At 56.5% G+C, this 25,860-nt stretch carries 22 protein-coding genes and 1 tRNA gene; 15 read left to right on the top strand and 8 right to left on the bottom strand.

Going from position 1 to position 25,860, the window contains the following annotated elements; genetic code table 11:
• Positions 1–57 precede the first annotated feature (57 nt).
• From G544_RS0118985 to G544_RS21455, 3 genes are read left to right on the top strand one after another with little or no spacing between them, the layout of a single operon-like run.
• Positions 58–2,643 carry a molybdopterin-dependent oxidoreductase gene (locus G544_RS0118985; protein WP_027276039.1) on the top strand — a complete coding sequence of 862 codons (2,586 nt, stop codon included), beginning with the start codon at positions 58–60 and terminating at the stop codon, positions 2,641–2,643.
• Positions 2,644–2,645: 2 nt separating this feature from the next.
• Positions 2,646–3,197 (top strand): DMSO/selenate family reductase complex B subunit, encoded by a 552-nt coding sequence (locus G544_RS0118980; RefSeq protein WP_027276038.1) that lies wholly within the window; start codon positions 2,646–2,648, stop codon positions 3,195–3,197.
• A gap of 1 nt (position 3,198) precedes the next feature.
• On the top strand, positions 3,199–4,056 hold the full coding sequence (locus G544_RS21455) for a dimethyl sulfoxide reductase anchor subunit family protein (protein ID WP_051155843.1): 858 nt from the start codon (positions 3,199–3,201) through the stop codon (positions 4,054–4,056).
• 57 nt (positions 4,057–4,113) lie between these two features.
• On the opposite strand, the gene G544_RS0118970 is transcribed toward G544_RS21455, so the two are convergent.
• A complete protein-coding gene (locus G544_RS0118970) occupies positions 4,114–5,013 on the bottom strand; it encodes a LysR family transcriptional regulator (RefSeq protein ID WP_027276037.1) in 900 nt (299 codons plus the stop codon).
• A 220-nt stretch (positions 5,014–5,233) separates the two neighbouring features.
• On the opposite strand from G544_RS0118970, the gene G544_RS0118960 reads away from it, so the two are divergent.
• The 6 genes from G544_RS0118960 (at position 5,234) to truB (ending at position 11,619) form a co-directional block, all read left to right on the top strand.
• A tRNA-Met gene (locus G544_RS0118960) sits at positions 5,234–5,310 on the top strand.
• 208 nt (positions 5,311–5,518) lie between these two features.
• Positions 5,519–5,971, top strand: a complete 453-nt coding sequence (gene rimP, locus G544_RS0118955) for a ribosome maturation factor RimP (RefSeq protein ID WP_027276036.1) — start codon at positions 5,519–5,521, stop codon at positions 5,969–5,971.
• 19 nt (positions 5,972–5,990) lie between these two features.
• The gene (nusA, locus tag G544_RS0118950; protein ID WP_027276035.1) at positions 5,991–7,478 is read left to right on the top strand and encodes a transcription termination factor NusA; all 1,488 of its coding nucleotides are present in this window, start codon (positions 5,991–5,993) and stop codon (positions 7,476–7,478) included.
• Between the two features lie 23 nt (positions 7,479–7,501).
• The gene (infB, locus tag G544_RS0118945) at positions 7,502–10,177 is read left to right on the top strand and encodes a translation initiation factor IF-2 (RefSeq protein ID WP_027276034.1); all 2,676 of its coding nucleotides are present in this window, start codon (positions 7,502–7,504) and stop codon (positions 10,175–10,177) included.
• Between the two features lie 90 nt (positions 10,178–10,267).
• The gene (rbfA, locus tag G544_RS0118940; RefSeq protein ID WP_027276033.1) at positions 10,268–10,669 is read left to right on the top strand and encodes a 30S ribosome-binding factor RbfA; all 402 of its coding nucleotides are present in this window, start codon (positions 10,268–10,270) and stop codon (positions 10,667–10,669) included.
• Positions 10,669–11,619 (top strand): tRNA pseudouridine(55) synthase TruB, encoded by a 951-nt coding sequence (gene truB / locus G544_RS0118935; protein ID WP_027276032.1) that lies wholly within the window; start codon positions 10,669–10,671, stop codon positions 11,617–11,619. The genes rbfA and truB overlap by 1 nt, the downstream gene beginning before the upstream one ends.
• An 87-nt stretch (positions 11,620–11,706) precedes the next feature.
• Here truB and G544_RS0118930 read toward each other — a convergent pair whose 3' ends face one another.
• Genes G544_RS0118930 through G544_RS21100 form a run of 7 tightly spaced genes read right to left on the bottom strand, consistent with a single transcriptional unit; the run spans position 11,707 to position 19,385 of the window.
• Positions 11,707–13,011, bottom strand: a complete 1,305-nt coding sequence (locus G544_RS0118930) for a DUF58 domain-containing protein (RefSeq protein WP_051155842.1) — start codon at positions 13,009–13,011, stop codon at positions 11,707–11,709.
• The gene (locus G544_RS0118925; RefSeq protein WP_051155841.1) at positions 13,008–14,039 is read right to left on the bottom strand and encodes an AAA family ATPase; all 1,032 of its coding nucleotides are present in this window, start codon (positions 14,037–14,039) and stop codon (positions 13,008–13,010) included. Before G544_RS0118925 ends, G544_RS0118930 begins: the two co-directional genes overlap by 4 nt.
• Positions 14,029–15,321, bottom strand: a complete 1,293-nt coding sequence (locus G544_RS0118920; protein WP_027276029.1) for a DUF4350 domain-containing protein — start codon at positions 15,319–15,321, stop codon at positions 14,029–14,031. The genes G544_RS0118925 and G544_RS0118920 overlap by 11 nt, the downstream gene beginning before the upstream one ends.
• Before the next feature lie 3 nt (positions 15,322–15,324).
• Positions 15,325–16,848: a DUF4129 domain-containing protein gene (locus tag G544_RS0118915; protein ID WP_027276028.1), complete on the bottom strand. Its 1,524-nt coding sequence runs from the start codon at positions 16,846–16,848 to the stop codon at positions 15,325–15,327.
• The gene (locus G544_RS0118910) at positions 16,838–17,833 is read right to left on the bottom strand and encodes a stage II sporulation protein M (RefSeq protein WP_027276027.1); all 996 of its coding nucleotides are present in this window, start codon (positions 17,831–17,833) and stop codon (positions 16,838–16,840) included. The genes G544_RS0118915 and G544_RS0118910 overlap by 11 nt, the downstream gene beginning before the upstream one ends.
• Positions 17,830–18,519: an RDD family protein gene (locus G544_RS0118905; protein WP_036024658.1), complete on the bottom strand. Its 690-nt coding sequence runs from the start codon at positions 18,517–18,519 to the stop codon at positions 17,830–17,832. The genes G544_RS0118910 and G544_RS0118905 overlap by 4 nt, the downstream gene beginning before the upstream one ends.
• Before the next feature lie 50 nt (positions 18,520–18,569).
• Positions 18,570–19,385: a BPSS1780 family membrane protein gene (locus G544_RS21100; protein ID WP_071783431.1), complete on the bottom strand. Its 816-nt coding sequence runs from the start codon at positions 19,383–19,385 to the stop codon at positions 18,570–18,572.
• Positions 19,386–19,817: 432 nt separating this feature from the next.
• Between G544_RS21100 and rpsO the strand changes: the two genes are divergently transcribed.
• The 6 genes from rpsO to G544_RS21925 all read left to right on the top strand — a co-directional run.
• Positions 19,818–20,087, top strand: a complete 270-nt coding sequence (rpsO, locus tag G544_RS0118895) for a 30S ribosomal protein S15 (protein WP_027276025.1) — start codon at positions 19,818–19,820, stop codon at positions 20,085–20,087.
• A gap of 282 nt (positions 20,088–20,369) precedes the next feature.
• A complete protein-coding gene (pnp, locus tag G544_RS0118890; RefSeq protein WP_027276024.1) occupies positions 20,370–22,481 on the top strand; it encodes a polyribonucleotide nucleotidyltransferase in 2,112 nt (703 codons plus the stop codon).
• Between the two features lie 159 nt (positions 22,482–22,640).
• Positions 22,641–23,531: a lipoprotein NlpI gene (gene nlpI / locus G544_RS0118885; RefSeq protein WP_027276023.1), complete on the top strand. Its 891-nt coding sequence runs from the start codon at positions 22,641–22,643 to the stop codon at positions 23,529–23,531.
• Positions 23,532–23,628: 97 nt separating this feature from the next.
• The gene (gene yrbN, locus G544_RS22795) at positions 23,629–23,706 is read left to right on the top strand and encodes a protein YrbN (RefSeq protein WP_134389279.1); all 78 of its coding nucleotides are present in this window, start codon (positions 23,629–23,631) and stop codon (positions 23,704–23,706) included.
• The gene (locus G544_RS0118880; RefSeq protein ID WP_027276022.1) at positions 23,699–25,567 is read left to right on the top strand and encodes a DEAD/DEAH family ATP-dependent RNA helicase; all 1,869 of its coding nucleotides are present in this window, start codon (positions 23,699–23,701) and stop codon (positions 25,565–25,567) included. Before yrbN ends, G544_RS0118880 begins: the two co-directional genes overlap by 8 nt.
• Before the next feature lie 200 nt (positions 25,568–25,767).
• A partial coding sequence (locus tag G544_RS21925; RefSeq protein WP_170943895.1) for a transposase occupies positions 25,768–25,860 on the top strand: 93 nt, incomplete at its 3' end.

Raw genomic sequence — 25,860 nt, 5'->3', positions numbered from 1 at the left:
ATAACGAGAACGACGATGGAAAACATAGCGAGCAATAAGCAATGTTAGGAGTATCTAATGACAAATAAATCACGTTCAGGTATCAGCAGGCGCACGTTTATACAGCTGGGCACTGCCGCAGCGGCAATCGCGTCGCTGCCCCTAAGCCGAGGGCTGAGGGCGGAAACCGCAGCAGCGCCGTCTTCTGCGGCGGCGGATAAGGCTGGCGTCTGGAAGCCGGCGGCATGCTGGCATAACTGCGGCGGTCGCTGCCTTAACAAGGCGCTGGTGGTTGGCGGCGTCGTTGAACGGCAAAAAACGGACGATACGCACACTGACTCCGCCGATGCCCCGCAGCAGCGCGGCTGTCTGCGCGGGCGCTCTCAGCGTAAGCAGGTGTTTGGTTTGGACCGCATCCGCTATCCGATGAAGCGTAAAAACTGGGCGCCGGGCGGCGGCGATAAATCGCTGCGCGGCCGCGACCAGTGGGTTCGCATCAGTTGGGACGAAGCGCTGGACATCGTTGCGAGCGAAACCAAGCGGATAAAAGAGAAGTACGGCAACGAATCCATCTGGCTGACCGGCGGCAGCGGGGCCAACTATTTTAACGTCTACGCCAACTACGGCGGCTATACGTCCGACTGGGGAACCACCTCCTGGGGCGCCTGGCTGTATACGTCCCCCTATCTCGGCGTACACGACGGCTGGTACAAGTTCGGCGCCAACGATCGTATCGATCTGCGCAAGTCGCAGCTGGTTGTGCTCTGGGGCGCTAACCCCGCATGGAGCAGCCCGGGCAGCCCGTCCTATAACTACCTGCAGGCCAGGAAGGCCGGCGCTCGCTTTATCTGCATCGACCCGAGTTACACCGCTACCAGTGAACTGCTTGACGCGCAGTGGGTTCCCATCAACCCGGGAACGGACCACGCGCTGGCGCTGGGCATCATGTACGCCCTGCTGGAAGAAGATGAGCCGACTACCAATCCGCTGATCGACTGGGACTTCTTGAACCGTTGCTGCGTGGGCTTCGATAAAGACCATATGCCCGCGGGCGCAAATCCGGACGATAACTTTAAAGATTATCTGCTGGGCACTTTCACCCGTGAGCCTAAAACGCCGGAGTGGGCGTCTGAAATTTGCGGCGTATCGCCTGAAGATATCCGCAGCCTGGCAAGACAGATCGGCGGCACCGAGCGCGTCGCGATGCTGACCGGCTGGGCGCCCGCGCGCATTCATGACGGCGAAGGCTGGGTACATGCGTTTTCAACCCTGGGATTTATGACCGGCCACATGGGGCGTCCGGGCAGAATGACCGGCGTCAGCTGCCACTACGCTGCCGGCAACGGCGGGCCTCGTTTGGTAAACGGCGGAGGCACCGGCCTACCGTCGTTCCCCAATCCGATAAAAACGTCGATTAACCATAATGAAATCAACCGAGTGCTGAAAGAGGGCGTATGCCGTCAACGCGGCGCGGGCGATAAGCGCATCGACGTTCAGATGATGTTCCATACCTTCAATGCCACGATGCAAACTCGCGCCAACATTACCGAAGGCATCGCACTGCTTAGAGAGAAGGTGGAGTTTATCGTATCCCCGACCTACGTACTGCACACCAGCGCCAAGTATTCTGACGTTGTGCTGCCGGTGACCACCGAGTGGGAGCGTGAAGGCACCATCCTTAATCCGAGCAACCGCGAAGTTCTGATCGTGGCGGTGAATATCGTACAACCTTTGTATGAAGCGAAAAGCGACCAGTGGGTAGCCAAAGAGATCGGCAAGCGTCTTGGCCTCGACGTCGATAAAATCTTCCCGATTTCAGAGAAGCAGCAGTTCTTCAACACGCTGCAGGGCGCCAACGTCATCGACGAAGACGGCAAGACCAAGGTGCCGCTGTTGACCATCACCGAGCAGGATCTGGCCGAATGGGGCGTCTCCGGACGTGCGCAGCAGGGCAAAATTACGCTGAAGGCGTTCCTTGAAAAGGGCAGCTATCAGATTATGCGCAAAGAGGGCGACAACTACGGTTACATCGCCTATGAAGACTTTGTGCGCGATCCCGAGGGCCATCCGCGCGAGACCGGCAGCGGCAAGTTTGAAATCTACTGTCCGGCGCTGACCAAGGCCAGTAAGGAATTCAACTGGAGCGAAGTACCGCCGATCCCTGCCTATACGCCGAAGGCTAAAGGATACGAAGCAAGCTTCGCCGACTGGAAGGGCAAGGTCAAAAGCAAATACCCCTTCCAGGTTTATAACCCTCACTACCTGAGGCGTTCTCACAGCACGTTGGACAACGTTCCGTGGCTTCGAGAGGCGTGGCCTTCTCCCGTCTACCTTAATAAGTCCGACGCGGTTCGTTTAGGCATCAAGCACGGCGAAACGGTGCTTATCACCAGCGCCTCCGGTAAAACGCTGCGCCCGGCCTGGGTAACGGAAACGCTCAAGCCCGGCGTCGTCGCCCTGCCGCACGGTAGCTGGTTCGAACTGGATGAGAAGAACGGCGTCGATCTGGCGGGCGCGGATAACGCGATTACCGAGCAGGTCGCCACCGGTTTAGGCACGTCCGGTTGGAATACCGTGCTGTGCAACGTAGAGAAGTGGCATGGCGAAGCGCTAATTGCGGACGTAGCGAGACCGCAGCGTATTATTTTTGGTGAGGAGCAATAAGTATGGAACAGGTCGGATTTTATTTTAACGCCGCGCAATGCATCGGCTGCAAAACCTGTGTCATCGCTTGCAAAGATAAGAATGACCTTGAAGTTGGCCGCAACTTCCGTCGGGTTTATGACTTTGAAGAGGGAAGCTATCCCAAGCCGAGACGCTGGCACCTCTCCATTTCCTGTAACCACTGCGACGAGCCGGCCTGCGTCAGCCACTGCCCGACCAAGGCGATGCATAAGCGCGAAGAGGACGGCGTCGTCGTCGTCGACCACAGCCTGTGCGTCGGCTGCCGTTACTGCACCTGGGCTTGCCCTTATGAAGCGCCTCAGTATGACGAAGCGCTGGGCATGATGACCAAGTGCGACACCTGCCTGAGCCTGCGCGCCAAGGGAGAAAACCCGGCGTGCGTGGACGCCTGTCCGATGCGGGCGCTGGACTTCGGTCCTATCAGCGAGCTGCGCAAAAAGTACGGAGACAACGCCAATATCGAAGGGTTGCCCGATTCGTCAATTACCCATCCCAACCTGGTCGTTGGCGATAAAAAACAGCGGAGATACTGAGATGCATGAATGGCCATTAGTTATTTTTACGCTGCTGATGCAGCTTGCGATAGGGTGCGTCGTCACCGTCTGGTACTGCCAGACGTTCGCCCTTAGCGGGATGGACGGCGACAAGCGGCTGGCCGTCGCCAGGCCGGCGATTCTGTGCGCGCTGGTGATTGGGGCTATAGGGCTTTTAGCGTCGATGACCCACCTGGGCAACCCGATGCACGCGCTGTATACCTTAAGCCACGTCGCCAGTTCGTGGATGAGCCGCGAGATCCTGTTCACCGCGCTGTTTATGGCGCTGCTGTTTTTAACGGCGGTCGTCGTGCTGGTGAAGAAGAAGGTGCCTACGGCGCTGCTGGCCCTGACGGCGCTGGCGGGCGTCGCGGATATCTTCGTGATGTCCGCTATTTACGACAACAGCCGCTTTATCCTGTGGCAGGGCTGGGGCACCTACGCCGGGTTCTACGGCTCGGCGCTCATGATGGGTAGCCTGCTTGGCGCGCTCTGCATGCAGTCGCCTCTGCGCCGGTTGGCTGAAAGCGACGATGCGGGCCTGACGGTGTCGCTGCTTCGCCTGTTCATCGTGGGGATTTTGCTGGCGACGCTTGCAGTGATTGCAATGCTGGCCGTTGCTACCTCTGGCCTGACGTCCAGCCTGTCTGTCGGGATTACCAGCACAGCGGCTGCGGCAAACGTCGAAGCGTTGACGATAGGGCGCTACGTGCTGCTGGCGGTTGCGCTGCTGCTTACGGTTAACTACGCCGTTAAAAAGCGTCAGGCGCTGCCGGGCGGGCTGCTGTCTCTGGCGCTGGTCGTCACCGTTGTGGGAGAGCTTCTGGGTCGCTACGCTTTCTTTAGCGTAGGCGGTTGAGGTCTATATCCCTTTGTTATTCATGGGCCGCTTGCGCGGCCCATTCTTTTTCTAAATTCAGTAAATCCTCTGGTCTCGTATAAAATCAATCATCATCCTCGCTTGACCCGACAGCGGGCGATCCTTCATCCATACAGCGCCGATATCCATCGAGGGAATGACGTTGCTTACGTCGCGGCGGATAATGCGGTTGCCTTCCAGCGACCAGGCGCGATAAACGAAGTCGGACAAAATCGTGACGCCAAGGCCCAGCGCGACCATGCTTCTGACCGCCTCTATCGATCTCGATTCGAATTTGACTTTGGGATTCAATCCCTGTTTCCCCCAGTAGCTGTTGACGATGGGAATATGGTCGTCCATATCGAGCAGCAGGTAGTCCTCCTGCGCCACGTCTTTTAGCGTAATGGTCGGCGCGTTCTGTAGCGGATGGCCCGCGCAGGTCCACAGGCGGCGGGTTGAGCGAAAGAAGATCTCCGTTTCGCAGCGCTTGGGCAGCGTAATGTTGGATATCAGCATAATGGCGAAGTCGACATCGCCGTTTTCTACCGCCTGAAACAGCGGCGTAGAGGGTAGCTCCAGCAGCTCAAGTTCCAAAGAGGGAAAGCGTGCAGCGATGTCGCTGAGCAGCGTCGGCAGCATGTAGGCCGACAGCGTCTCCGTAACGCCCAAGCGAAGCGGGCCTTGCAGCTCGTTTGAAGGCATACGAACGTCCGCTACGGCCAGCTGGGCCGAATTTAGAATTTGCCGAGCGTGGCGTAAAAGCCGCTCCCCCTCGCTCGTTAATCGAATGCCTTTCGCGTGCCGAGTAAATAGCTGCCTTTCACACTGTTCTTCCAGATTTTTGAGAGATACGGTCATTGACGACTGCGACACGTTGCAGCGCAGCGCGGCTTTTGATATTTGCCCCGTATCGGCAAGCGTAACGAAAAATTCGAGTTGGCGAAGCGTAAAGGACATTGAGGGCGCCAAAAATAAAAGATGGGTGAAGTCATACTATCATTACGCTTCGGTGCTGAAAACCGGGCCGAACGCGGCCTTGTATAACGCATTCCGGTCGCAGTACGAATATTATCCGCTCTTTTATGCCAAATATTTCTTCAGGGCGTTTTCAAAGGGAGTCGACTTTATCAACATTTGCGTTTTATAGGCGAGTCGCGTATTATACGCATCGTTCGGACGCGGGGTGGAGCAGCCCGGTAGCTCGTCGGGCTCATAACCCGAAGGTCGTCGGTTCAAATCCGGCCCCCGCAACCAGTTTTCCTTGGTCTCTTTTTAAATAATAAACTTCTTGGCGTATCGCTGCTTTTATTTGAAAAGAGACTAGACTGATTTAGCGCGACGGCGTTGAGTCATTTACAGGGTCCAGTTGCAAAAAGCCCCGACTTGTAAAGCGGGGTTTTTTGTTATTTGACGGCAAAATCACTGGGCTATAAGGCCCTTTTTTTATGTCTTGGGGGTGGGATTGGCCACGCTAGAGCAAAAGTTAACGGAACTGATTAGCGCACCGGTTGAAGCACTGGGCTTTGAGCTGGTCGGTATTGAATTTATTCGCGGCCGCATGTCGACGCTGCGCATTTATATTGACAGCGAAAACGGTATTTCCGTTGACGACTGTGCGGACGTCAGCCATCAGGTTAGCGCAGTGCTGGACGTGGAAGATCCCATCACGACGGCCTATAACCTGGAGGTTTCGTCCCCCGGTTTGGACAGACCGCTGTTCACCGCCGCGCACTACGAGCGCTTTATCGGTGAAGAAGTCAGCCTGACCCTGCGCATGGGCGTACAAAATCGCCGCAGATGGGTCGGTACGATTAAAGGCGTTGAGGGTGAAACCATCACTCTGAACGTCGAAGGTAAAGATGAGATGTTTGCTCTGAGCAATATTCAGAAAGCGAACATTGTTCCCCACTTTTAAGCTCATATGAGGCAACTAGATGAATAAAGAGATTCTGGCTGTTGTCGAGGCGGTTTCTAACGAAAAGTCGCTTCCTCGTGAGAAGATTTTCGAGGCGCTGGAAACGGCGTTGGCAACGGCAACCAAGAAAAAGTATGAGCAGGATATCGACGTGCGCGTCAGCATCGATCACCGTTCCGGCGATTTCGATACGTTCCGCCGCTGGTTGGTCGTTGAGGAAGTCACTCAACCTACGCGTGAAATCACGCTGGAAGCGGCCCAGTTCGAAGATCCGGCAATGCAGCTCGGCGACTACGTTGAAGACCAGATTGAATCTGTCACCTTCGACCGCATTACGACCCAAACGGCCAAGCAGGTTATCGTGCAGAAAGTGCGTGAAGCCGAGCGCGCCATGGTGGTGGAGCAGTTTCGTGAATACGAAGGCGATATCGTCACCGGCGTGGTGAAGAAGGTCAACCGCGATAGCATCATTCTCGATCTGGGCAGCAACGCTGAAGCGGTGATTAACCGTGAAGACATGCTGCCGCGTGAAAACTTCCGCCCTGGCGACCGCCTGCGCGGCGTGCTGTATATCGTACGCCCTGAAGCGCGCGGCGCTCAGCTGTTTATCAGCCGTTCCCGCCCGGAAATGCTGGTAGAGCTGTTCCGTATCGAAGTACCGGAAATCGGCGAAGAAGTTATCGAAATCAAGGCTGCCGCTCGCGATCCGGGCTCACGCGCCAAGATTGCCGTGAAGACCAACGATAAGCGTATCGACCCGGTCGGCGCCTGCGTCGGCATGCGCGGCGCGCGCGTTCAGGCCGTATCCGGCGAGCTGGGCGGCGAGCGTATCGACATCGTGCTTTGGGACGACAACCCGGCGCAGTTCGTGATTAACGCCATGGCGCCCGCCGACGTTGCCTCCATCGTCGTTGACGAAGACAAGCACACGATGGACATCGCCGTCGAAGCCAGCAACCTGGCGCAGGCCATCGGCCGCAACGGTCAAAACGTTCGCCTGGCCGCTCAGCTGACCGGCTGGGAGCTGAACGTGATGACAACCGAAGATCTGCAGGCCAAGCATCAGGCTGAAGCTTTTGCTGCGATCGACGCGTTTACCAAATATCTGGACATTGATGAAGACTTTGCTGCCGTGCTGGTGCAGGAAGGCTTCTCAACGCTGGAAGAGCTGGCTTACGTTCCCGCGAAGGAACTGATGGAAATCGACGGTCTGGACGAAGACACCGTCGAAGCGCTGCGTTCACGCGCCAAGAATGCGTTAACGACGCTGGCGCTGGCACAGGAAGAGAGCCTGGGTGGTAAAAAGCCGGAAGAGGATCTGCTGAGCCTACCCGGCCTCGATCGCGCACTTGCCTACAAGCTTGCCGCCAAGGGCGTATGCAATCTTGAAGAGCTTGCCGAGCAGGGCGTTGACGATCTTACCGATATTGAAGGCCTGACCAGCGAGAAAGCCGGCGAGCTGATTATGGCCGCGCGCAATATTTGCTGGTTTGGCAATGAAGAGTAATTACTGTAGCAGGAAGGAACAGCATGTCAGAAGAAGTAACCGTAAAATCGCTGGCCGCGGAGATCCAAACTCCGGTAGATCGCCTGTTACAGCAGTTTGCTGATGCGGGCATCAAGAAATCTGCCGCAGACTCTGTGACGCAGCAGGAAAAAGAAACGCTGTTGGCGCACCTTAACAAGGGTAGCGCGCCGGCCAAGCTGACGCTGCAGCGCAAAACGCGCAGCACGCTGAGCATCCCAAGCACCGGCGGAAAGAATAAGTCCGTTCAGATTGAGGTGCGTAAGAAGCACACCTACGTAAACCGTGATTCGCAGGAAGCCCGCGAAGCGGAAGAACAGGCCAAGCGCGAAGCTGAAGAACAGGCTCGTCGCGAGGCGGAAGAAAAAGCCAAGCGTGAAGCCGAAGAGAAGGCTAAGCGCGAAGCGGAAGAAAAAGCCAAGCGCGAAGCGGCAGAGAAAAAATCCGAGGAAGACAAGGCTAAAGCGGTAGCGAACGCTAAACCGGCTCCGGCGAAGACGGAAAAGGTTTCAGCTGAACAGAGCGAAAAGGCTCGTCGCGAAGCGGAAGCTGCCGAGCTTAAGCGCAAGGTAGAAGAGGAAACTCGCCGTAAGGTCGAAGCGGACGCTCATCGCGTAGCGGAAGAGGCTCGTCGCATGGCCGCAGAGAATGAGGCCAACTGGGCAGCTCCCGCACAGGAAGAGGATACCACCGACTATCACGTGACGACCTCTCACCACGCGCGCGAAGCGGAAGATGAAAATGACCGTAAGGTCGAAGGCGAACGTCGTTCACGCGGCGGCAAGTCCGGTCGCGCCAAGAAGGGCAACAAGCTTTCCGAATCCAAGGCCGATCGTGAAGAAGCCCGCGCGGCGACTCGCGGCGGTAAGGGCAAGCGTAAGCCAAGTTCGCTGCAGCACAGCTTTAACAAGCCGGCTCAGGTCGTTAACCGCGACGTCATCATCGGTGAAACCATTACGGTAGCCGAACTTGCCAACAAGATGGCAGTCAAGGGCTCTCAGGTTATTAAAACCATGATGAAGCTTGGCGCTATGGCGACGATCAACCAGGTTATCGATCAGGAAACCGCGCAGCTGGTGGCCGAAGAGATGGGCCACAAGGTGATTCTGCGTCGTGAAAACGAGCTGGAAGAAGCGCTGATGAGCGATCGCGATACCGATGCGGCGCTGGAGCCTCGCGCACCGGTTGTTACCATCATGGGTCACGTTGACCACGGTAAAACCTCGCTGCTGGACTACATTCGTTCAACGAAGGTGGCCTCTGGCGAAGCGGGCGGTATTACCCAGCACATCGGCGCATACCACGTTGAAACCGACAACGGTATGATCACCTTCCTGGATACCCCGGGCCACGCCGCGTTTACCTCTATGCGTGCTCGCGGCGCTCAGGCGACGGATATCGTGGTTCTGGTTGTCGCAGCCGACGACGGCGTGATGCCTCAGACCATCGAAGCTATCCAGCACGCCAAGGCGGCCAAGGTGCCGTTAGTCGTAGCCGTTAACAAAATCGATAAGCCGGAAGCGGATCTCGACAGAGTTAAAAACGAGCTGGCTCAGCGCGACGTTCTGCCGGAAGAGTGGGGCGGCGAAACTCAGTTTATTCCCGTATCGGCCAAAGCCGGAACGGGTATCGACGACCTGCTGAACGCTATTCTGCTGCAGGCTGAAGTGCTTGAACTGAAGGCCGTTCGCGACGGCATGGCCAGCGGCGTAGTGATTGAGTCGTTCCTCGATAAGGGGCGCGGTCCTGTTGCTACCGTACTGGTTCAGGAAGGTACTCTGCACAAGGGCGATATCGTTCTGTGCGGGTTCGAATACGGTCGAGTGCGCGCGATGCGCGACGAACTGGGTCGAGAAATTACCGAAGCCGGTCCGTCTATTCCGGTTGAGATTCTCGGGCTGTCGGCCGTACCGGCCGCAGGCGACGAAGCAACCGTCGTACGCGACGAGAAGAAGGCGCGTGAAGTGGCGCTGTATCGCCAGGGCAAATTCCGTGAAGTCAAACTGGCTCGCCAGCAGAAGTCCAAGCTGGAGAACATGTTTGCCAACATGGAAGAAGGCGACGTCGCCGAACTGAATATCGTACTGAAGGCAGACGTACAGGGCTCTGCGGAAGCGATCACTGAATCTCTGCTGCGACTGTCTACCGATGAAGTGAAGGTGAAAATTGTCGGCTCCGGCGTGGGCGGCATCACTGAAACCGACGCTACGCTGGCCGCGGCGTCCAACGCTATCATTCTGGGCTTTAACGTCCGTGCCGACGCGTCTGCGCGTAAGGTTATCGAGGCCGAAAACCTGGATCTGCGCTACTACTCCGTCATCTATGACTTGATTGATGAAGTGAAGCAGGCGATGAGCGGCATGCTGTCACCTGAATACAAGCAGCAGATTATCGGCCTGGCCGAAGTGCGCGACGTATTCCGTTCTCCGAAGTTTGGCGCTATTGCCGGCTGTATGGTTACGGAAGGCGTAGTGAAGCGTCACAACCCGATTCGCGTACTGCGCGACAACGTTGTTATCTATGAGGGCGAGCTGGAATCCCTGCGCCGCTTTAAAGATGACGCTAACGAAGTCCGCAACGGTATGGAATGTGGTATCGGCGTGAAGAACTACAATGACGTCCGCGTGGGCGACATCATCGAAGTGTTTGAAGTCATCGAAGTTCAGCGTACTATCGCTTAACGCTCGAAGGCTAGCGCCCGGCTTCCATAGCCGAGCCGACATTGCATTATTAGGGGGCGGTTATGCCCCCTTATTTTTGGAGGAATTATTATGGCGAGAGAATTCAGCCGTACTCAGCGCGTTGCGCAAGAGATGCAAAAAGAGATCGCAATCATTCTTCAGCGAGAAGTGAAAGATCCGCGCATCGGCATGGCGACAGTTTCCGGCGTAGAGGTTTCCCGCGATTTAGCCTATGCCAAAGTGTTCGTCACGTTTCTGAACGATAACGACGAAGCGTCGATCAAAGCGGGCCTTGAAGGGTTGACTGACGCCAGCGGCTTTATCCGCTCTTTGCTGGGCAAAGCAATGCGCCTGCGCGTTATTCCTGAACTGACCTTTGCCTACGACAACTCGCTGGTTGAAGGCATGAGGATGTCTAACCTGGTCAGCAACGTCGTGAAGAATGATAAAGAGCGCCGCGCCGCCGCCGATGGCGACGAGGGCGAGGCGTAATGGGCCGTCCTCGCCGTCGCGGTCGCGACGTTCACGGCGTGCTGCTGCTGGATAAGCCTACGGGCGCCAGCTCGAACGACATTCTTCAAAAGGTAAAGCGCCTTTATCAGGCCAATAAGGCGGGGCATACCGGCGCGCTGGATCCTCTGGCGACCGGCATGCTGCCGATTTGCCTAGGAGAAGCGACCAAGTTTTCCCAGTTCCTGCTGGATGCGGACAAGCGCTATCGCGTGATTGCCCGTCTGGGGCAGAGAACCAACACCTCCGATTCCGACGGTGAAGTGGTCGAAGAACGTCCGATTGCCTTTAACGCCTCCCGGTTGGATGAAGCGCTTGAAGGGTTTCGCGGCGAGATAAAACAGGTGCCTTCGATGTATTCCGCGCTGAAGCATCAGGGTAGGCCGCTGTACGAGTACGCGCGTCAGGGCATCGAGATTGAGCGCGAGGCTCGAAATATTACCGTCTATGAGCTGACGCTCATCCGCTGGCAGGATAACGAACTGGAGCTTGAAGTGCACTGCTCCAAGGGCACCTACATTCGCACGATCGTTGACGATCTTGGCGAAATGCTTGGCTGCGGCGCCCACGTGATTTATCTGCGCAGGCTGAACGTGGCCCGCTATCCTGCCGACAGAATGGTGACGCTGGCGCAGCTTGAAGCGCTGGTTGCGCAGGCTCAGACGGAGGAACGTCCGCTGGCCGAGCTGCTGGACCCACTGCTGCTGCCGATGGACACTGCGGTCGAGGATTTCCCTGAGGTTAACCTGCTGCCGAGCGTTGGCGGCTATGTTAAACAGGGCCAGGCCGTCCGCGTCGCCGAAGCGCCGAAAAGCGGCATGGTCCGCCTGACGGTCGGTGAAGAAAGAGAGTTTATCGGCGTAGGGCAGATTAACGACGACGGCATGGTCGCGCCGCGCCGTCTGGTGGTCGATCCGGCGATGAACGACTGATGCCGCTTGCGTCTGGCCGGAATGTAAAAAGGGGAACGTGATTCGTTCCCCTTTTTAATTATGTCGGCCGCCTCACGGCTGATTCATTTACAGCCTGCCCGCTGCCTTAATCGCCAAATAGCGGTTAACGCTTTCTACCGCCAGCTCCTTCGGCTGAACGTCCAGACAGAGAACGCCCGCGTTGCGCAGGCGCGCCAGCACCGCTTTGCGTCTGGCCTGATAGCTCGCGGCGGTAGCGCGCAAAGCCGCGTCCTGTGCGCTGTTTATCGGCAACCCGGCCGCTTCGTCCAACTCTGCTTCGCGCAGGCTAGCGACTAACACCAAATGGCGTTTGCCGAGCAGCCTGACCGCGCCTAACAGGCTTTGCTCATCTTCGTCGCGCAGATTGGTGAACAGCACTACCAGAGAGCGCTTGCGTTCGCGGCTGACCAACGACTGCGCCGCAGTTTCAAAATCGCTGCTGGAAAGCGTGGGCTGCAGATCGTAAATTTCGTGCAGCACGCGGTTAATGGCGTTAACCGAACGAACGGGCGGCAGGTGCCTCTCCGGTCCGCCAAAGCTCATCAGCCCGACGGAATCGCCGTAGCGCAGCCCGACGTAGGAAAGCAGCAGGACCGCGTCCAGCGTGTGATCGAAGTGGGTGAGTTCCCCTTCGCCGGCACCCATGCGGCGGCCGCAGTCCAGCATGATGAAAATCCGCTGGTTGCGCTCGTCTTGATACTCGCGGGAGATCATTTTGCGCATGCGGGTCGTGGCCTTCCAGTCGATCTGGCGAAGGGAATCGCCGCTGCGATACTCCCTCAGCTGTTCGAACTCCATGCCCTGACCGCGTTTGCGAAACTTGTGGAATCCCATACCGACCTGCGTCATGGTCGTTTGAAGCGCCATCTGGGTAATGGGAGCAAAGTTGGGGTAAACGCTGACCTTTTGCCGCTCGCCAATCCACGCCTGTCGCTGCCAGAGGCGCCAGGGCGACTCAAGGCGCAGGTGCGCCTGTTCGAACGACAGGTCACCTCGCATCAGGGGACGGATCCTATAGGCGATTTCCGCCTGCTGGCCGGGAATTAACCGCGTATCGACAGTGCCGTCGTTGTATTCGCATTTTTCCGGCGGGCTGTCTTTGATTTGGATACGTTGCCCGGCGGGCACGCTCGTCGTCAGGTATAACTTTACGTCGCTCCATACCGCCTGTGGCAGGCTGCCCGCGACTTCTCGCCGTATTTCCGGAAGCGGCTGGCGCACCAGACGCGCGGCGTCCAGCGTCACGACCAACAGCAGCGCGACGCCCAGCGCCAGCCAGAGCGGAAGCAAGGCGGGGGCTATCGCGGCGGGGATGGAGGCAACAAACCAGACCCCGCCGATAGTCAGCAGCCGGTTGGATGGCAGAATCATCTGCGCGGCGCCTCTACCTGTTCCAGCAGGCGATTAATAATATGCTCTTCCGTCAGGCCTTCGATCTCGGCGTCCGGTGAAAGCGCGATGCGGTGGCGGAGCGTCGCCAGGGCGCGCTGCTTCACGTCGTCCGGCGTAACGAAGTCGCGGCCGTCAAGGATAGCGCTGGCACGGGCGATGCGGATAAGCGCGATGCCGCCGCGCGGCCCTGCGCCTGTAGCGATGCCCGGCCAGTTGCGGGTTGCCCGCACGATGCGCAGCGCGTAGTCCAGCACGCTGTCGTCAACCCGCACGGAGGCGGTGATTTTCTGTAGCGCGACGATCGCTTCTTGGCTGGCGACCGTGGCGACATTTTCTACGTCCAGACGATCGCCGACGCGCTCAAAGGTGATGGCGGCGATCAGATCGCGCTCTTCGGCTTCGGTCGGGTAGTCAATAACTGCGTGCAGGAGGAAACGGTCCAGCTGCGCTTCCGGCAGGGCATAGGTGCCGTCCTGTTCAATCGGGTTTTGGGTGGCGATAACCAGGAAAGGCGGCTCAAGCATCAGCGTTTCGCCCTCAATGGTAACCTGGCCTTCCTGCATCACTTCCAGCAGGGCTGCCTGAGTTTTTGCCGGTGCGCGGTTGATTTCGTCCGCCAGTACCAGGTTTGCGAATACCGGGCCCCGGCGAATGATGAACTCCGTTGCCTTGGTGTCGTAGAACATGTGGCCGGTGACGTCCGCCGGCATCAGGTCCGGCGTAAACTGAATGCGCGATGACTGACAGCCGCACGCCTGAGCCAGCGCCTTGGCCAACAGCGTCTTTCCCAGTCCGGGTACGCCTTCCAGCAGAACGTGACCGCCGGCCAGCAGTGCGCAGAGTATCTGCTCTACTACCTGCTCCTGACCGACAAACACGCGGTGGATCTGGCTTTTAATTTGCTGTACGACTTCGCCCGCTTCCTGCGGCGTGGTTGGAACAGCGGGCGTGGAAGCTACAGGAAGCGTTGCGTCGCTAAAGAAACTGTCGGTAGAGCTATATTCCATAGTTAAATCTCCTACTCGCGCTGCGCTGCAGTGCGTTTAAACGATCGATAAGCCCGCAAAGCGTTTGAGCATGCTGGGTAAATTCATTGAGCTGTTGAACGTTGGTTTCAAAAGCCTGAGTGATAAGGTCAATGTCGTACTGCGTGAGCTGCGCAAGCAGTTCGGCATCGCTGCGGCTGCCGGGATAGTGGATCTTGAGCGGCTGCAACAGCTGCAGCGTTTCTTCCCGAAGGTTGCCTAGCAGCCGGTTATAGTTACGGTTTCTGAGCAGGAAGGCGGCGACCGCCTTCAGGTGCTCCGTCAGGCTCGGGCGTACCGGCGGCGGCGTTGGAATCAGCGCGCCGAAGCGAGGAACGTGTCGCCAAAGGATAAGCAAAATACACAGTATCAGCGCCAGCAGCGTGTACGGCGCTTTGTCCGACAGCCAGTGAATCAGGTTGGGAAATGAGATATAGCGCACCAGATAAACGGTGTCGTCTCTGCCGGGCAGCGTCGTCACATGCAGCCAGAGCTTGCCGTGGTCGTAGCGCTTGATGGCGGAGTTGGAGAAAAGCTCCAGCGGCACTATCGTTACCTTGCCCTTTTTAACCTTAAACCGACTGATGACTTCCCAGTCGCTGTTGTCGGCTTCGACGACGCTTTCCTCTGAGTCCCTGTCTACGTAGAAACGCTGGGTGCTCGCCAGATCGGCGTTCAGGCTGTCGCCCTCAAATTGGATAGTCATGCCGGCGGTTGATGCGGGCTTGGTTTCTTTCGGCGTATCCAATGCGCCATCCGAAGAGGCATCGCTCTCTTCCAGCGCTTCTCGCTTGGCCTTTAGCTTGCGCTGACACGACTTGTCGTCATCCTCACAGTAGGCGCCCTTGACGTAAACGTATATCAGGTCAAACAGCTCGGTGCTGTTTTCATCCACGCGGGGGGACAGCACCAGATGGCCGCCTTTTTCTACCCAAGAGACAAGCTTGCTTCTCTGGCCTTTGTCTTTAAGCACCGACGTATTGAACAGCACCAGCGTCGCCTGCGGCGGCAGCTTGTCCAACACGAAGCCGTCGTTAGCGTGGCGGACCTTATAGTCGGACTTCACCAGAAGCTGCTCCGCCGTGTAGTAGCGGTTGGTCAACACCTTGAGGCTGGGAGGAAGGTCAACCTCCTGCTCTACCCACTCAAGCTTTTGGTACAGGAGTACGGAGATAGTCACCAGAAATCCCAGCACGATGGCGAGAATAACGCCAAGGGACGCACCGACTTTACTTTTTCCAACAGGATTTTTTTCAGCGGACATAGGTTAGCTGGCCTCCCACTGAGACTGGTGATCGTAGTGCGTTGGCCACTCAAGGCACAGCCGTTCCAATTCCATGACGTCCGGCGCTCTGTGGGCGTAGGCCTGGGCCAGCCACAGGCGAGTCAGTCGGACAAAGAATTCGCTGCTGGGGTGTTCGCTGCGCTTGACGCGCCGAATGCAGTCCTGCTCGGTATCCGATGAGCGAAAGACGATGCGGTCCCGGTGCGCCAGTACCGACAGCGAGCCTCTAAACAGCAGGCTGAGCGCCGCGCGAAGATCGCCTTCACGGATCATCTTCAGCGCCACTTCAGCGATGTTTTTCGGTAATGATTCAGGCTGAATGTCGAGGCCGGCGATTTGAATCGGCGGCTGGTAGTCTACCTTGGACCGCCCTCTTATCACCGGCAGGCGCACGATGATGACGTAAAGCAGCGCGGCTACCGTCAGGGCAAGCAGGATCCACAGTGCGCCCTGACTAACGCCGGCAAAGCCGGAGGAGGTCGACGACGAGTAGTCCTTACGGGGCTTCTCTTTCGGCTTTTCCTTCTTTTTTTCTTTAGCGCTAAACTCAGGCAGCTTGGGCGTTCTCTTGGTGGTTTTGCCGCCGTATTCCGGCTGTTTGAGTATGTCCTGCAGCGTTTGCGGCGCTTTCTCGATGGCCTGTTGGCGCGAAGCGTCCGCTGTCGTTGCCGCGACGGCGCCGTCGGCATAGCCAAACAGCCCGACGGAAGCCACGGCCAATATCAGGCCAAACAGCGCGGTAGGCGTTGCGCGGTGCTTTTTCTCAATATTGCGAAAGCGCAGCTCCAGATCCCAGGCCTCGATGTCGCTTCTGCGCTTTAAATAAAGCGCGAACCCGGCAGTGACGTAGACAGGTTCCCACAGCAGCATGCCCAGAGAATAGATGCACAGGTCCATGAGAGAAAAATCGTTTGTCAGATAATCCCAGATATTAAGCGAAACGTCCGGAGCGAGCGTGCTGCCGTCCACAGAGAGCATGACCAACAGGGCCATAACGCAAATCGGGAACAGCGTCTCTATTATCACCCCGGCGAACGTCAGCACCATGGCGTTAAAGCCGATATAGCTTGAGACGGCTCGCCTGCGCGCGCGGGCTACCGGCCCTTTAACGCCCTCCAGAACGTCTATCGGCAGCGTCAAAGAGCGATAGGGCGTGAAGCGAGCCCAGGTTAAGGCGCGAATAAGCTTGGTTTTAAACAGCAGGGTGGGGATCGCCTTTACGCACTGATAGAGCGTAGGCGCTTCGCCAAAGACGACGCGAGCCATGACGAAAACCGCCATTCTGTCCCACGCGGGCTTTATCCACCAAATCATAAAGCTGATGGCCCAATAGCTCATGTCCAGCCAGCGGCCCAGAACGAATAGCAGGAGCGCCGTCGGCAGGGCCAGGCAAAACCAGGCGCCGTACAGCGGTTTGAACCAGTGCATCGCCATGCGGATGCCCAGGTCTATCGCCTCGTTCGGGTGGCGGGGGCGAAGCGAAATAGCGAGTTTTTCAAGCTGCATGACGTCGCCCCGTAAAGGTAAAGTAGGCCAGGATCAGCAGCAGGTTGAAAATGCCGACGCCAATCTTTAAGGCGAAGGGGAAGTTGTGCGGCGACCAAAAGGCCTCAATCATGGCGGCGATAAGCAGCATGACGCCGCTGCCGCAGATAAGCCCAAGCACCGAGCGCCCGGCTATCCGCAGCGCGTCCAGGCGCGTTAGTCTGCCGGGGGCAATCAGGCTCCAGCCGAGCTTTAGGCCAGTGGCGCCGGCAATAATGATGCCGCCTATTTCAAAGGCCGAATGCCCGCTGACGAAAGAGTAGAAGTTGCGGCCTGCGCCGATATTAATCAACCGCGCTTCCGCTGCGCCCATGTGAATGCCGTTAAATATAAGCGTGTACACCGTACCGATGCCGGCCAAAACGCCTCCGGCGAAGGCGCGAAAGGCGATGCTGATGTTGTTGTAAATATAAAAGCCGAACATCATCCAGTTGGAGCCCGCTTCTCGGAAGATGCTGGAACCATAGTCAAACGCGTCTTCATCGCTGTACATGGCGTCCAGCGAGTATACGGTGTCCTGAGGCATGACGACGAAGACGAAATCCGGCCAAATTCGGATTATCACCATCATGGCTATCCAGGGCAGCGCAATCAGCATAAATGACAGCATTACCCAGCGCAGGTTAGCGCGCAGGTCTGCGGCGAATCCGCCGACGGCATAGTCATACATTCTCTGGCTGATGCCGCTGTTGGCGCGATAAAGCACGTCGTGCCCCTGCTGCACCATAGCGTGAAGCCGGTCGATAAGAAGCAGGCTATAGCCGCGATCGCGGGCAATCGCCAAGTGCTGGCAGATATTGCGGTAGCGGGACGGCATGTCATAGTCGGGAAACGCCGATGTTGCCGTGCGGTTGGCGCTGGATGCATTTGCCAGTTTACGGGCCAGCCAGCCTTCGAATTCTGCCCACTCGGCTTCATGAATAGCTTCAAAACTTGTCTGCTTCATGGTTTCCGGCCTATTAGAAAGTTGGCGATGCCAATCAGCCTGGCTGCTCCCTGAACCTCACTGCCCTCCGGCTTGGAAAGCGTGGGTAGAAGCGATGCGAGCTCCTCCTGACGCGGCCCGGTCAGGCTTGAGGAGCGTCCGGCAAAAGAGACCACGGCCTTTTGCGTTTCTCTGGATAGCGGAAGGTCCGGCTGAAGCGGCGGCGCCTGAGGAACGTTGAAATAGGAGGTCGGCGGCACGCTGTAGACAACAATAGTTCCGGCTACGATGTCTCCCAGACGGCGGAACTCCTTATTGATAAGCATTGACAGCAGGCCAAACAGGTAACACAGCGGCAGAAAGTCGGCGAAGCGCAGAAAGTTGCGAATAATCGACGCGCTGAGTCCTACCGGCGTACCGTTGTCGTGTAAAACCTTGAGTCCGGCCAGGCGCTTGCCCGGCGTTCTGCCGTTAAACAGCACCTCAAAGAATACCGGATAGAACCATTCAATAAGGAATAAAACGATAAGGCCGATGCCGATCCCCATTTTACCCATGAACAGGGCAGGAATAGACAAAATGGCGATAATGGCCCAGCGAATAAGCGTGTCGATAAAAAAGGCGAAGCCGCGGGACAAAAAGCCCGCAGGATGGAGCTGAATTTCAATCAGCTCAGGCGTGGTAACGTCACGTACGGTATCAAGCATAACTATTGCTTTAAAAAAGCCGGGCTAGGCCCGGCTTTGTTCCTGAATAATTAGCTTTTAACGATAAACAGACTGCGATAGCTGGAGTGGTAAGTGGCCAGCATCAGCGGCATGGCGACCAGCAACCCCAGGAAGAACGGAATTGAGGCGACAATCATGATGATGCTGATGACGATGAAATACACCAAGCCAGGCAGCAGGTTTTTCTTCACGGCGGAAAGGCTCATGGAGAGAGCCTGGCCCAAAGGCAGCTTGTGAACAACGATAAGCGCAGGAGCAAACCAGGTCAGCGCATAGCCGAACATGATAATAGCGAACATCAGTATGAAAGAAAGGAACATCATACCGCCGCTCGCGCCAGCCAGCGCCATTGACGGATCTCCGCCGTTGCCAGCCATCGCCAGGCCCAGCATCGCGCTGCCGCCGACGATAAACATAACGATAACGGCAAGAATGGTGATGCCGAACATCACGGCGCCGACGCCGATCAGGCTACCAAGGTTGTTCTGGAAGCCGGAGAACATCAGGCCGAGGTCAAATTCACCCGTTGTACGCTGCTTTTCACACAGGGTGATAATGCCGCCAACGAAAATAGGCATGATAACGGAAGACAGCAGGCTAACCAGCGGAATGAACTGAATAACCATCAGGATGCCAAGCAGAATGATGCCCATTAGGATCCACATGCCTAACTTAGGCTTAATCAGATTCCAAGCGTCGCTAATCCAGTTTACGCCAACGCCAGCGGGTACGGCCTGACCGCCAGGAACAAAGGATTCATTGCCTTCGTCCAGAACGACCGAAACGTCGCTAACGCTTGCTTCAGGGGGAGTATAGGGGTTACGGGGCTCTTGTTGATCGGTCATGGTATGTTTCTCTTTCCTTAGGGGAGATATTAGGAGGAACCAAGGTGGTTCATCCGCGTCCTTTATTTATTTGAATTTTATCCAATGGTAGAAGCCTGAATTAAGATGGCATCCTTCTGCCATAGGGCTTCGAAGGGTTGATGATACTGACTTCTCTTTATAATGGAAAGTAGTTTACGGATATTTTTCCCCACTTTTACGCCGCGTTTTTATATATTGTCTATAGTTAATAAGTTAAGAAAAAACGGCTTAGCGCAGCACTCTTCTTCCTTTAGCAATTTTTTAACTGTTTAGCTGTTTATTCCTTACATCAATAGCTTGTTACTTGCGATTTTAAAGGGAGAGGAGTAGAATACGTCGGCTTATGTATTGGGTGGCTGAATTAGAGATCGGCGCCTGTTTTTTATAGTCAAAATAGAAGTGGAGTTTAGAATGTCTCTAAGCGTTGAAGCAAAAGCTAAAATCGTTGCAGAGTATGGTCGTGGCGCGAACGACAGTGGTTCACCGGAAGTTCAGGTTGCCCTGCTGACCGCACAAATTAACCACCTGCAGGGTCACTTTGCCGAGCACAAGAAAGATCACCACAGCCGTCGTGGTCTGCTGCGTATGGTATCTCAGCGTCGTAAGCTGCTGGACTACCTGAAGCGTAAAGACAACGCTCGTTACGCTCAACTGATCGCAAGCCTAGGCCTGCGTCGCTAAGTCCGACGAGTTTCAGGGGAAAGGGGCCGATTTGGCCCCTTTCTTCTATGATTAGATAGTAATAAGCAGTATCATAATAGTTCGATTTTGGGTTTTTCCGGTGCAGCGTTGCGCGGCTAATGAAAGCGTTGTTTAAGTCAGTTTCTTCCACCTTATCTCAAGAACTGTACTTTAAAGGCGCGATAGCGCTTTCATTAGTCGTGAGGATGCACTCGGAAGATGTTGTTAATAGTCGCTCGCAGGTAATGAACTCCGAGCTTCAGATTAAAAAAGGAACACAGTTTGTTAAATCCGATTGTTCGTCAATTTCAGTACGGTCAACATACCGTTACGTTAGAAACCGGCATGATGGCCCGTCAGGCTACTGCCGCAGTTATGGTTAATATCGAAGGTACGGCGGTGTTTGTTACCGTCGTAGCGGCGAAAAAAATGAAAGAAGGTCAGGACTTCTTCCCTCTGACCGTTAACTATCAGGAGCGTACTTACGCGGCTGGCCGCATCCCTGGCGGCTTCTTCCGTCGTGAAGGTCGTCCAAGCGAAGGCGAAACGCTGATTGCCCGCCTTATCGACCGCCCAATCCGTCCTCTGTTCGCCGACGGCTTCCTGAATGAAGTTCAGGTTATTGCGACGGTTGTATCCGTTAACCCTCAGGTTAGCCCTGACATCGTCGCCATGATTGGCGCCTCTGCCGCGCTGAGCCTGTCCGGCGTTCCGTTCAACGGCCCGATCGGCGCCGCTCGCGTTGGCTACATCAACGGCAGCTACGTGCTGAACCCGACGATGGACGAGCTGAAAGAAAGCCAGCTGGATCTGGTTGTTGCCGGTACCGAAAGCGCAGTGCTGATGGTTGAATCAGAAGCCGCGCTTCTGAGCGAAGAACAAATGCTGGGTGCCGTAATGTTCGGTCACGAGCAGCAGCAGGTCGTTATCAACAATATCAAAGCGCTGGTGGCCGAAGCCGGCAAGCCTAAGTGGAACTGGCAGGCGCCGCAAACCAACCAGGCGCTGTACGCTCGCGTTGACGCGCTGGCTAACGGCCGCCTGAGCGACGCTTACCGCATTACCGACAAGCAAGAGCGCTATGCGCAAATCGACGTTATCAAAGCAGACGTTATTGCGGCGCTGTTGGCTGAAGATGCGACCCTTAACGGCGACGAAATCGGCGATATGCTGGGCAGCATTGAGAAAAACATCGTTCGCAGCCGCGTGCTTCGCGGTGAACCGCGCATTGACGGTCGTGAAAAAGACATGATCCGCGGCCTGGACGTTCGCACCGGCGTACTGCCTCGCACTCACGGTTCTGCGCTGTTCACCCGCGGTGAAACTCAGGCGCTGGTCGTCGCGACGCTGGGTACCGCTCGCGACGCGCAAAACATCGACGAACTGACCGGCGAACGCACCGACAGCTTCCTGTTCCACTACAACTTCCCTCCGTACTCCGTAGGGGAAACCGGTATGGTGGGTTCTCCGAAGCGTCGCGAAATTGGTCACGGCCGTTTGGCTAAGCGCGGCGTTCTGGCCGTGATGCCGAGTCAGGAAGAGTTCCCGTACACCGTACGCGTTGTGTCTGAAATCACCGAATCCAACGGTTCTTCTTCCATGGCCTCCGTGTGCGGCGCCTCTCTGGCGCTGATGGATGCAGGCGTTCCCGTTAAGGCGGCCGTTGCCGGTATCGCGATGGGTCTGGTAAAAGAAGGCGATAACTTTGTCGTTCTGTCAGACATTCTGGGTGACGAAGACCACCTGGGCGACATGGACTTTAAAGTTGCCGGTAGCCGTGACGGTATCTCCGCGCTGCAGATGGATATCAAGATCGAAGGCATCACTCGCGAAATCATGAAGATCGCGCTGAATCAGGCCAAGGGTGCGCGTCTGCACATTCTGAGCGTGATGGAGCAGGCTATCTCTGCGCCGCGCGGCGATATTTCCGAGTTCGCTCCGCGTATCCACACTATCAAGATCAATCCTGAGAAGATCAAAGACGTTATCGGTAAGGGCGGCGCCGTTATCCGCGCGCTGACGGAAGAAACCGGTACGACTATCGAGATCGAAGACGATGGCACAGTGAAGATCGCGGCGACCGACGGCGACAAGGCGAAGCATGCTATCCGCCGCATCGAAGAGATCACGGCTGACGTAGAAGTTAACCGTATCTATACCGGTAAGGTTACTCGCATCGTTGACTTCGGCGCATTCGTTTCCATCGTCGGCGGCAAAGAAGGCCTGGTTCACATTTCTCAAATCGCCGACAAGCGCGTAGAGAAAGTGTCCGACTATCTGCAGCTGGGTCAGGAAGTACAGATCAAGGTGATGGAAGTCGATCGCCAGGGCCGTATTCGCCTGAGCATTAAAGAAGCGATGGCCGCTTCTGACGCGCCGGCTGCTGCTGAGTAGTCGTAACGCGGCGGCCTTCGGGCCGCAAAAAATGATGACGCGGCGTCGGTTGGCGGTAACGCTAACGGGCGTCGAGTTGTATGACTGGGACAGGGTGTTCTTGTGTAAAAGCAAGTGGAAGGCAGGATGCCTATCCCATGTTTGTCTCCGGGAGTTGAAATGAAGCCTCTTTTGCGCTGGTGCTACATCGTTGCCACGGCTCTCCTGCTTGCAGGATGCGGCAGCCTTGAAGGGCGTAAATATGGCGTTTTGGCAATTCCACTGCAGCCTACGCTGCAGCAGGAAGTGATGCTGGCGCGCATGGAGCAGATCCTTGCGAGTCAGGTGCTATCGGGCGACGAGCGCGCGCAGCTGCTTTATGAGCGCGGCGTGCTGTTTGACAGCCTGGGCCTTCGGGCTCTGGCGCGCAATGACTTTTCTCAGGCATTGCTGATTCGTCCCGATATTCCAGAGGCGTTTAACTACTTAGGGATATATCTGACGCAGGGCGGTAATTTCGACGCCGCCTATGATGCGTTTGATTCTGTTTTAGAGCTTGATCCAACTTACAGTTATGCGCGTTTAAACCGTGGGATCGCCCTGTATTACGGCGGTCGTTACGAGTTGGCGCAAGATGATCTGCTGGCGTTTTATCATGACGACCCCAACGATCCTTTCCGCACGCTGTGGCTTTACCTCATCGAGCGGGAACTGAACTCATCGAAGGCGATGAAAGCGCTCTCTGAGCGATACGCCAACGCTGAGCGCGGAAAAGCGTGGGGCTGGAATATAGTGGAATTCTACCTCGGCAAGATTAGCGAAAAAACGCTACTCTCTCGCCTGCAGGAAGAAGCGACGGATAACACTTCGCTCGCTGAGCATCTCAGTGAAACTGACTTCTATTTAGGTAAGCACTACCTAAGTCTGGGGGATGAGAATAACGCAGTTGCGTTGTTCAAATTGGCGGTAGCCAACAACGTTCACAACTTTGTTGAGAACCGCTATGCGCTGTTGGAATTAGCCCTTTTAGGGTTAGAACAAGACGACCTATCAGAATCGGATAAAAAATAGACTGGCGAATGCGTTAACGCGGCCTGGCGGCACATGGTGCTCGGGGCGGCGTTTCCGTTCGTTTTTTAATCCAATTTGAGCTGGTTCACACTTTTAAATGAAAATGACTGAGTATCATTTCAATGAGGTATGTAGACTGGCCGCTATTGTCAACGAGGCTTGTTTATATGTCTGAGATTGAAATCTCTTTTGCCGATTTAGGCTTATCAGAACCGTTATTAAAAGCGCTGGCGGATTTGGGGTTTGAGAAACCTTCCCCCATTCAGGCTGCCTGTATTCCTCACATGCTGGAAGGTCGCGACGTGCTTGGCATGGCGCAGACCGGCAGCGGTAAAACGGCCGCCTTTTCGCTGCCGTTTTTAAACAACATTGACCCTAAGCAGTCTTGCCCGCAGGTGCTTGTACTGGCCCCGACCCGCGAGCTGGCGGTTCAGGTGGCGGAAGCCTGCACCGACTATGCTAAACATCTGTCCGGCGTACGCGTGGTTGCGCTTTACGGCGGCCAGCGCTATGACGTACAGCTGCGCGCTTTGCGTCAGGGGCCGCAGATCGTCGTTGGTACGCCTGGGCGTCTTTTAGACCACCTTAAGCGCGGCACGCTGGACCTGTCCCAACTGAAAGGGCTGGTGCTGGACGAAGCCGACGAAATGCTGCGCATGGGCTTTATTGAAGACGTTGAGACCATCATGGCGCAGATCCCGGCCGAGCATCAGACCGCGCTGTTCTCAGCGACGATGCCGGAAGCGATTCGCCGCATCACTCGCCGCTTCATGAAAGATCCGCAGGAGATCCGCATCCAGTCTAACGTGGTGACCCGCCCTGACATCAGCCAGAGCTACTGGACGGTGTACGGCATGCGTAAAAACGAAGCGCTGGTGCGCTTCCTGGAAGCGGAAGACTTTGACGCCGCCATCATCTTCGTGCGCACTAAAAACGCCACGCTGGAAGTGGCCGAAGCGCTGGAGCGCAGCGGCTATAACAGCGCCGCGCTCAACGGCGACATGAACCAGACGCTGCGCGAGCAAACGCTGGACAGGCTGAAGAACGGCCGCCTGGATATTCTGATCGCAACCGACGTCGCCGCTCGCGGTTTGGACGTTGAGCGCATTAGCCTGGTAGTCAACTACGATATCCCGATGGATTCTGAATCCTACGTTCACCGCATTGGCCGTACCGGTCGTGCCGGTCGCGCCGGTCGCGCGCTGCTGTTTGTGGAAAACCGCGAACGCCGGCTGCTGCGTAACATCGAGCGTACGATGAAGATTACCATTCCTGAGGTGGATCTGCCGGCCAACGAGCTTCTGAGCAAGCGTCGCCTGGAGAAGTTCTCTGCGCGCGTCAATCAGCAGCTGGAAAGCAGCGATCTGGATCAGTATCGCGCTCTGCTGGCCAAACTACAGCCTGCGGAAGAGCAGGATATCGAGACGCTGGCCGCAGCGCTGCTGAAAATGGCGCAGGGCGAACGCCCGCTGATTCTGCCGCCGGAAGCGCCTGTTGACCGTCGTCCGCGTCGCGAGCCTCGCGAACGTGACGATCGCAATAACGATCGCTTTGGTCGTCGTGAGCGTGGCGAACGCGATCGCGACAGCGCGCCCAAGCGCGAGCGTCGCGACGTTGGCGAAATGGACATGTACCGCGTGGAAGTTGGCCGCGACGACGGCGTTGAAGTTCGCCATCTGGTCGGTGCGATCGCTAACGAAGGGGACATCAGCAGCCGCTATATCGGCAACATCAAGCTGTACGCTACCCACTCGACGATCGAGCTGCCCAGAGGGATGCCGACCGAGCTGCTTTCGCACTTCACCAAAACGCGCGTGCTCAACAAGCCGTTGAATATGCAGCTGATGGGGCCTGCCACCGCAGGGGACTCTCGTCGTCCAAGCGGCCGTCGTGAAGGTGGTCGCGAAGGCGGTTTTAACGATCGTCGTCCTTCAGGCGGCGATCGCCGCTCCTTCGGCGGGCGCGATCGCAAGCCGTCGGATCGCGACAGTGCGCCTCGCACTCCGCGCCGCCGTTCTTACTCTGACGGTGAGTAATATCGATATCGCGAATGCGTAAACGCCATACCCCGCCCGAAAGGCGGGGTATTTTTTGTATATAGAAAACCCCCAGCTAGGCTGGGGGTTCTGGAAAGCTTTCAGCTTTAAATCAGTTATATAAACCCCTTTTGATTTGTTAAAACATGTTGCGGTCTGGCAACTGCAAAAGTTAAACAAGAAATCAAAAGGGGGTCCCAATGGGGGACGAAAAGAGCTTAGCGCATACCCGATGGAACTGTAAATATCACATAGTATTTGCGCCCAAATACCGAAGACAAGCCTTCTACGGA

Origin of the sequence: Leminorella grimontii ATCC 33999 = DSM 5078 (assembly GCF_000439085.1) — a bacterium.
GTDB classification, from domain to species: Bacteria; Pseudomonadota; Gammaproteobacteria; order Enterobacterales; family Enterobacteriaceae; genus Leminorella; species Leminorella grimontii.
This window is presented reverse-complemented; position numbering and strand designations above follow the sequence as displayed.

Excerpts from the sequence above, each read along its gene's own strand:
- G544_RS0118985 (WP_027276039.1), top strand. The coding sequence starts at position 58 with ATGACAAATAAATCACGTTCAGGTATCAGCAGGCGCACGTTTATACAG.
- G544_RS0118980 (WP_027276038.1), top strand. The coding sequence starts at position 2,646 with ATGGAACAGGTCGGATTTTATTTTAACGCCGCGCAATGCATCGGCTGC.
- G544_RS21455 (WP_051155843.1), top strand. The coding sequence starts at position 3,199 with ATGCATGAATGGCCATTAGTTATTTTTACGCTGCTGATGCAGCTTGCG.
- G544_RS0118970 (WP_027276037.1), bottom strand. The coding sequence starts at position 5,013 with ATGTCCTTTACGCTTCGCCAACTCGAATTTTTCGTTACGCTTGCCGAT.
- nusA (WP_027276035.1), top strand. The coding sequence starts at position 5,991 with ATGAATAAAGAGATTCTGGCTGTTGTCGAGGCGGTTTCTAACGAAAAG.
- infB (WP_027276034.1), top strand. The coding sequence starts at position 7,502 with ATGTCAGAAGAAGTAACCGTAAAATCGCTGGCCGCGGAGATCCAAACT.
- rbfA (WP_027276033.1), top strand. The coding sequence starts at position 10,268 with ATGGCGAGAGAATTCAGCCGTACTCAGCGCGTTGCGCAAGAGATGCAA.
- truB (WP_027276032.1), top strand. The coding sequence starts at position 10,669 with ATGGGCCGTCCTCGCCGTCGCGGTCGCGACGTTCACGGCGTGCTGCTG.
- G544_RS0118930 (WP_051155842.1), bottom strand. The coding sequence starts at position 13,011 with ATGATTCTGCCATCCAACCGGCTGCTGACTATCGGCGGGGTCTGGTTT.
- G544_RS0118925 (WP_051155841.1), bottom strand. The coding sequence starts at position 14,039 with ATGGAATATAGCTCTACCGACAGTTTCTTTAGCGACGCAACGCTTCCT.
- G544_RS0118920 (WP_027276029.1), bottom strand. The coding sequence starts at position 15,321 with ATGTCCGCTGAAAAAAATCCTGTTGGAAAAAGTAAAGTCGGTGCGTCC.
- G544_RS0118915 (WP_027276028.1), bottom strand. The coding sequence starts at position 16,848 with ATGCAGCTTGAAAAACTCGCTATTTCGCTTCGCCCCCGCCACCCGAAC.
- G544_RS0118910 (WP_027276027.1), bottom strand. The coding sequence starts at position 17,833 with ATGAAGCAGACAAGTTTTGAAGCTATTCATGAAGCCGAGTGGGCAGAA.
- G544_RS0118905 (WP_036024658.1), bottom strand. The coding sequence starts at position 18,519 with ATGCTTGATACCGTACGTGACGTTACCACGCCTGAGCTGATTGAAATT.
- G544_RS21100 (WP_071783431.1), bottom strand. The coding sequence starts at position 19,385 with ATGACCGATCAACAAGAGCCCCGTAACCCCTATACTCCCCCTGAAGCA.
- rpsO (WP_027276025.1), top strand. The coding sequence starts at position 19,818 with ATGTCTCTAAGCGTTGAAGCAAAAGCTAAAATCGTTGCAGAGTATGGT.
- nlpI (WP_027276023.1), top strand. The coding sequence starts at position 22,641 with ATGAAGCCTCTTTTGCGCTGGTGCTACATCGTTGCCACGGCTCTCCTG.
- yrbN (WP_134389279.1), top strand. The coding sequence starts at position 23,629 with ATGAAAATGACTGAGTATCATTTCAATGAGGTATGTAGACTGGCCGCT.
- G544_RS0118880 (WP_027276022.1), top strand. The coding sequence starts at position 23,699 with ATGTCTGAGATTGAAATCTCTTTTGCCGATTTAGGCTTATCAGAACCG.